At 34.4% G+C, this 4,900-nt stretch carries 4 protein-coding genes; 1 reads left to right on the top strand and 3 read right to left on the bottom strand.

Annotated elements, in window-relative coordinates; translation table 11 throughout:
* Nucleotides 1–352 precede the first annotated feature (352 nt).
* From HNP25_RS21505 to HNP25_RS21495, 3 genes are all read right to left on the bottom strand, one after another.
* Nucleotides 353–1,690, bottom strand: coding sequence for an ammonium transporter (locus tag HNP25_RS21505; protein WP_184137810.1), 1,338 nt, complete (start codon nt 1,688–1,690; stop codon nt 353–355).
* Nucleotides 1,691–1,788: 98 nt separating this feature from the next.
* A complete protein-coding gene (locus HNP25_RS21500; protein ID WP_184137808.1) occupies nt 1,789–2,913 on the bottom strand; it encodes a porin in 1,125 nt (374 codons plus the stop codon).
* Between the two features lie 329 nt (nt 2,914–3,242).
* Nucleotides 3,243–3,590 carry a 4Fe-4S dicluster domain-containing protein gene (locus tag HNP25_RS21495; protein ID WP_184137806.1) on the bottom strand — a complete coding sequence of 116 codons (348 nt, stop codon included), beginning with the start codon at nt 3,588–3,590 and terminating at the stop codon, nt 3,243–3,245.
* 190 nt (nt 3,591–3,780) lie between these two features.
* On the opposite strand from HNP25_RS21495, the gene HNP25_RS21490 reads away from it, so the two are divergent.
* Nucleotides 3,781–4,803 carry an acyl-CoA reductase gene (locus tag HNP25_RS21490; protein WP_184137804.1) on the top strand — a complete coding sequence of 341 codons (1,023 nt, stop codon included), beginning with the start codon at nt 3,781–3,783 and terminating at the stop codon, nt 4,801–4,803.
* The last annotated feature ends 97 nt before the right edge of the window (nt 4,804–4,900 follow it).

Below are 4,900 nucleotides of genomic sequence, written 5' to 3'. Positions count from 1 at the left end.
ACCCCGAAATTTGCCAGTATTGACACTTTTTCGGGGTTATTTTATTGGTAATATATTGATTATTAAAAGATTACACTCATAAAGGGAAGCCTAATGAACAAGTAAAAAGCCCTCAAATATTATCTGAGGGCTTTCTTATAACAAAACAAAACCACAAGAAACCAAACTTGTGGTTCACAAAGATATTGAATATTTCTTATAAAAGCGGTTAGCGAATTATTGCTAATAAAAAATAGCGAAAAGAAACAACCTAAACCTTATAAAAACATAAAAAGTTGCCCGCCATAAGCAGACAACTTTCCTTCTGAAACAAAACCACAAGAACCATTACTTGTGGTAAAGTTTTAATATTTTATACTTCTGCTAGGAATTCATCGTGTTGAGAAATATCCAAACCTACTCTTTCTTCTTCTTCAGTTACACGTAAAGGAATAATTTTATCAGTAACGAATAATAAGAAATATGAAAGACCAAATGCGAAAGCTGAAACAACTACAAGAGCAACTAAGTGCTTAATGAATAAAGCTGGGTCACCAGTGATAAACAAACCTTGTTCTGTTTCAACTACAGCTGCGTTAACAGCTTTAGAAGCAAACAAACCTGTCATTACCATACCTACCATACCACCTACACCATGGCATGGGAATACATCTAAAGTATCATCTAATTTAGAATTTGCTCTCCAATGTGCTGCAACGTTTGAGATGATTGCTGCAATAGTACCAATTGTGATAGCTGCTGTTACAGAAACAAAACCAGAAGCAGGAGTAATAGCTACTAAACCTACAACTGCACCGATAGAAAAACCTAAAGCAGAAACTTTACGACCACGAGTTACATCAAATAAAATCCAAGAAAGACCTGCTGATGCTGCCGCTACGTGAGTTGTTGCAAAAGCAGAAACTGCTAATGGACCTGCTCCTACTGCTGAACCAGCATTGAAACCGAACCAACCGAACCAAAGTAAACCAGTACCTAATAATACGTAAGGAATGTTTGCTGGAGGAAGAATGTTTGCTTCAACATGTGACTTACGACGTTTCAAATATAATGCACCAGCTAAAGCAGCCCAACCTGCACTCATGTGTACAACAGTACCACCAGCGAAGTCAAGAACACCATATTTGAATAACCAACCTTCTGGGTGCCATGTCCAGTGAGCTAATGGAGCATAAACAATTACACAGAAAAGCACCATGAACAATACAAATGCACGGAAGTTAATACGTTCTGCCAAAGCACCAGAAATAAGTGCTGGAGTGATTACGGCAAACTTCATTTGGAAAAATGCAAACAATGCGAATGGAATTGTACCTGCTAAAGGCCAAGGTTTACCATCAAATACACCTTGAAACATAAAATAAGTAGCAGGATTACCAACGAAACCTCCGATTGTATCACCGAAAGCTAAACTGAAACCAAATACTACCCAAATTACTGTAATAACACCCATTGCAATGAATGATTGCAACATTGTAGAAATTACGTTTTTGTGGTTAACCATACCTCCGTAGAAATACGCTAAACCAGGAGTCATTAATAATACTAATCCAGAAGATACTAGCATCCAAGCGGTATCACCTGTATCAATGCCTTCTGTCACTGCTGCACCCGGAGCAGGAACAAAAGCCGCCGCAATAGCGATAATAAGCAAAATGAGAATTGGAATAAATGTTGGTTTTTGTGTCATTGTGATTAGTGTTTTAGGGGGTTATGATGGAATTGTTTACAGAAAACTTAAAATACTCATAATCAACTACAGAATAGCTGATTATGAGTAAAATATTATTAAAATTTATAAATCATTGCCCAAGTAAAGGTAGATTGAGATTTAGTGTCTTTACCATCACCATCTACGAAGAAGTTTTTGTCGAATGAATCAACTCTGAATTCTGGCTTTAATAATAAATGTCCGTCTGCTACTGTGATAGATGGAGTTATTGTGAATGAATTTACCGTTACACCGCTTCCATTTTTATCAATAAGAGCAGTAACTCCGTTTGTATTAGAGAAAGATTCATATCTAGCTCCTAAGCTGAATGTGCTTGAAAAATCGTATTTTGGATATACTGCAAAACCTCCCCAAGTCTTACCATCGCCAGTAGCATAGTTTTGCTTACCAGTTGCAGCATTTAAACCTAACAAGAATTTCTCTGTTACTTGGTAAGTTGTTGTTAAATCTAACAAATTGTAAGTTCCAGCATCTGTGGTACCAGTAGTTGCATCTTTTTTGTTACGATTAGCAGTAATACCGTTTACATATACGTTCCATCCACTAACAGGTTGAACGAATACTTGTGCAATTAAACCTGGTTTGTTGTTATTACTATAAAGTTGGTCAACACCATTTACAATACCTCCCATCAAAGCAAATTTATCAGATACTGCGTAAGCTGCCTTAACACCAACATGGTAGAATGGACCATTGTTGAATAAGTTAGAAAGGGAATAATGATAGTTTACTGGAGCATCAATTACTTCATAACCGATGTGTGTACCAAACTGACCAGCAGTTAATGTTAATTTGTCTGTAGCTTTCCAGTTGAAATATGCTTGTTTAATAGCTAGAGAAGAACCAGCAGAACTGTTTCCTAATACACTAAATGCGTTACCATAGTTACCTAAGTCAGCGTTTGGACCGAATACTAAATCAACAACTACATCAGATTTAGATGTTGCGTATCCAATTTTAGTTTGAACAAGACCTAAAGAAAAACCAGTTTTTTGGTCAAACGCTCTAGCTGTTTTAGATGCGCCTGTGTTCGACATATCTCTAGGGTTATTGAAGTTTGCTAAGTAGTAAGAATCAATGTATCCAGAGAAAGTAAACTTACCTTTGTCCTCCTCCTTTTCTTGAGAAAATGCAGGAACTGCTAAAAACAAAGAAAATAACGTGATTAAGGTTTTTTTCATAATAATCTTTGGTTGAATGTTTAAATATTAATGCTTGATTACAGTGCAAATATTATAGGTAATATTTACTATTCCAAATTTTATGTGCAAATTTTTAACCTATTTTGGGCTTTTTTTCAAAAAATAGTACAAAACAGGCATAATTTAAACCATATATCTCGAAATAAAGTCAATATTTTCAAACAATAAGTTCATTTTTAACATATTCTGAAATATCGACAAAAAACCAAATATTCTTAAAGTAAAATAACCAGAAAAAATATAATTTTTCCAACAAAAAAGCCCTGATTTATTACTAAATCAGGGCTTTGAAATAAATTAGTTTCTAACTATTCAGCATGCAACCATGCCTTTTTTGCATAAAGTGTTTCTTCGTCTTCTTCATGGTCAGGGTCAGGAACGCAACAATCTACTGGACAAACAGCAGCACATTGTGGTTCTTCATGGAAACCCATACATTCAGTACATTTATCGGAAACGATGTAATAAAATTCATCTGAAATGGGTGTCATTGGATCTTTTCCCCCAATAACAGAACCGTCTTCTAACTCAACATCCACTAATTTGGTTCCACCAGCCCAAGTCCATTCAACACCACCTTCATAAATTGCTGTATTAGGGCATTCTGGCTCGCAGGCACCGCAGTTGATGCATTCTTCGGTTATGATAATTGCCATAAAAACTTCGTTTTAATTGTATATGCTTTCTTAAAAATGATTTAATACCTCTGTCAGAATTCAAAACATCGAATTTCTTTAAATCATTCACAAAATTAACAGTTAAACCTTGAATAGCCTATAAAGTTTAAAGACTATTGAAAAAAAATATTTCAAAGGATTTCTGTAAATTTGTAAAAAATGTACAAAAATGGATTTACAAGCAAGAATTGACGCATTCGTGAGCTTAGGAGATTTTCTAAGAAACGAGGGAAATCAATCAGTAATTGAGGAATGGGCAGATAGAGCTTCGCATCAAAATAATTGGTTTACACTAGAGAATACCAGAAAATCTATTCAATCAATTGCTGATTATTATTTGGATAGGAATTTGTTGGAAAGTTGGGCAGGTTTATACGAAATCCCAGACAGACCACAAATGATTAAAAGTATTGGTGTGATAATGGCTGGAAACATTCCAGCAGTTGGATTTCATGATTTGTTGACCGTTGTTATTTCAGGGCATGAATGTGTTGCCAAAGTAAGTTCTCAGGATTCTGTTTTAATGTTGGCTTTAATTGAAAAATTACTTGAAATTAATCCAACTTTAGGAATTAGGATTAGCGAGAAAATGAACGAAGTAGATGCTTTGATTGCTACAGGCTCTGATAATTCAGCTCGTTATTTTGAATACTACTTTAGGAATAAGCCGCATATCATTCGTCAAAATAGAAGTTCTGTAGCTGTATTAAATGGTAATGAAACAGCGGAAGATTTTTTCAATCTTGGTAAAGACATTACAGATTATTACGGTTTGGGTTGTAGAAATATTTCTAAATTCTATGTTCCGAAAGACTATGATTTCGTGAGTTTTTATGATACGATAGAACCACTTGGAGATATTTTTTATCATAATAAGTACAAAAATAATTACGACTACAATAAATCTATTTATTTGGTCAACCAAGTACATCATTACGATAATGGTTTCATGATGCTCACAGAAAATGATGCACTAGTATCACCAATTTCAGTGATTTTTTATGAAACTTATCAAAATGAAGAAGATTTAAAACAAAAAATAGAGGAAAAAAAAGATAAAATTCAATGTATTGTTTCAAAAGAAGCTTGGTTTGAGGGAAGTATTCCTTTCGGAGAAACACAAAAACCTAAACTTTGGGATTATGCAGATGGTGTAGATACGATGTTGTTCTTGTTATCGCTGAATGATTAAATAAAACATGAGTCATCCCGAATTTTCTCTTGAAAAAGTGAATTTTAAAAGATTTCAATGTTTTTTGGATTGGTTCTCGTCCTTACTTTTTGCCTTG

Source organism: Arcicella rosea (genome assembly GCF_014204325.1).
Lineage (GTDB): Bacteria > Bacteroidota > Bacteroidia > Cytophagales > Spirosomataceae > Arcicella > Arcicella rosea_A.
Note: the sequence above shows the minus strand (reverse complement) of the source record. Positions and strands in the feature narration are given on the sequence as shown.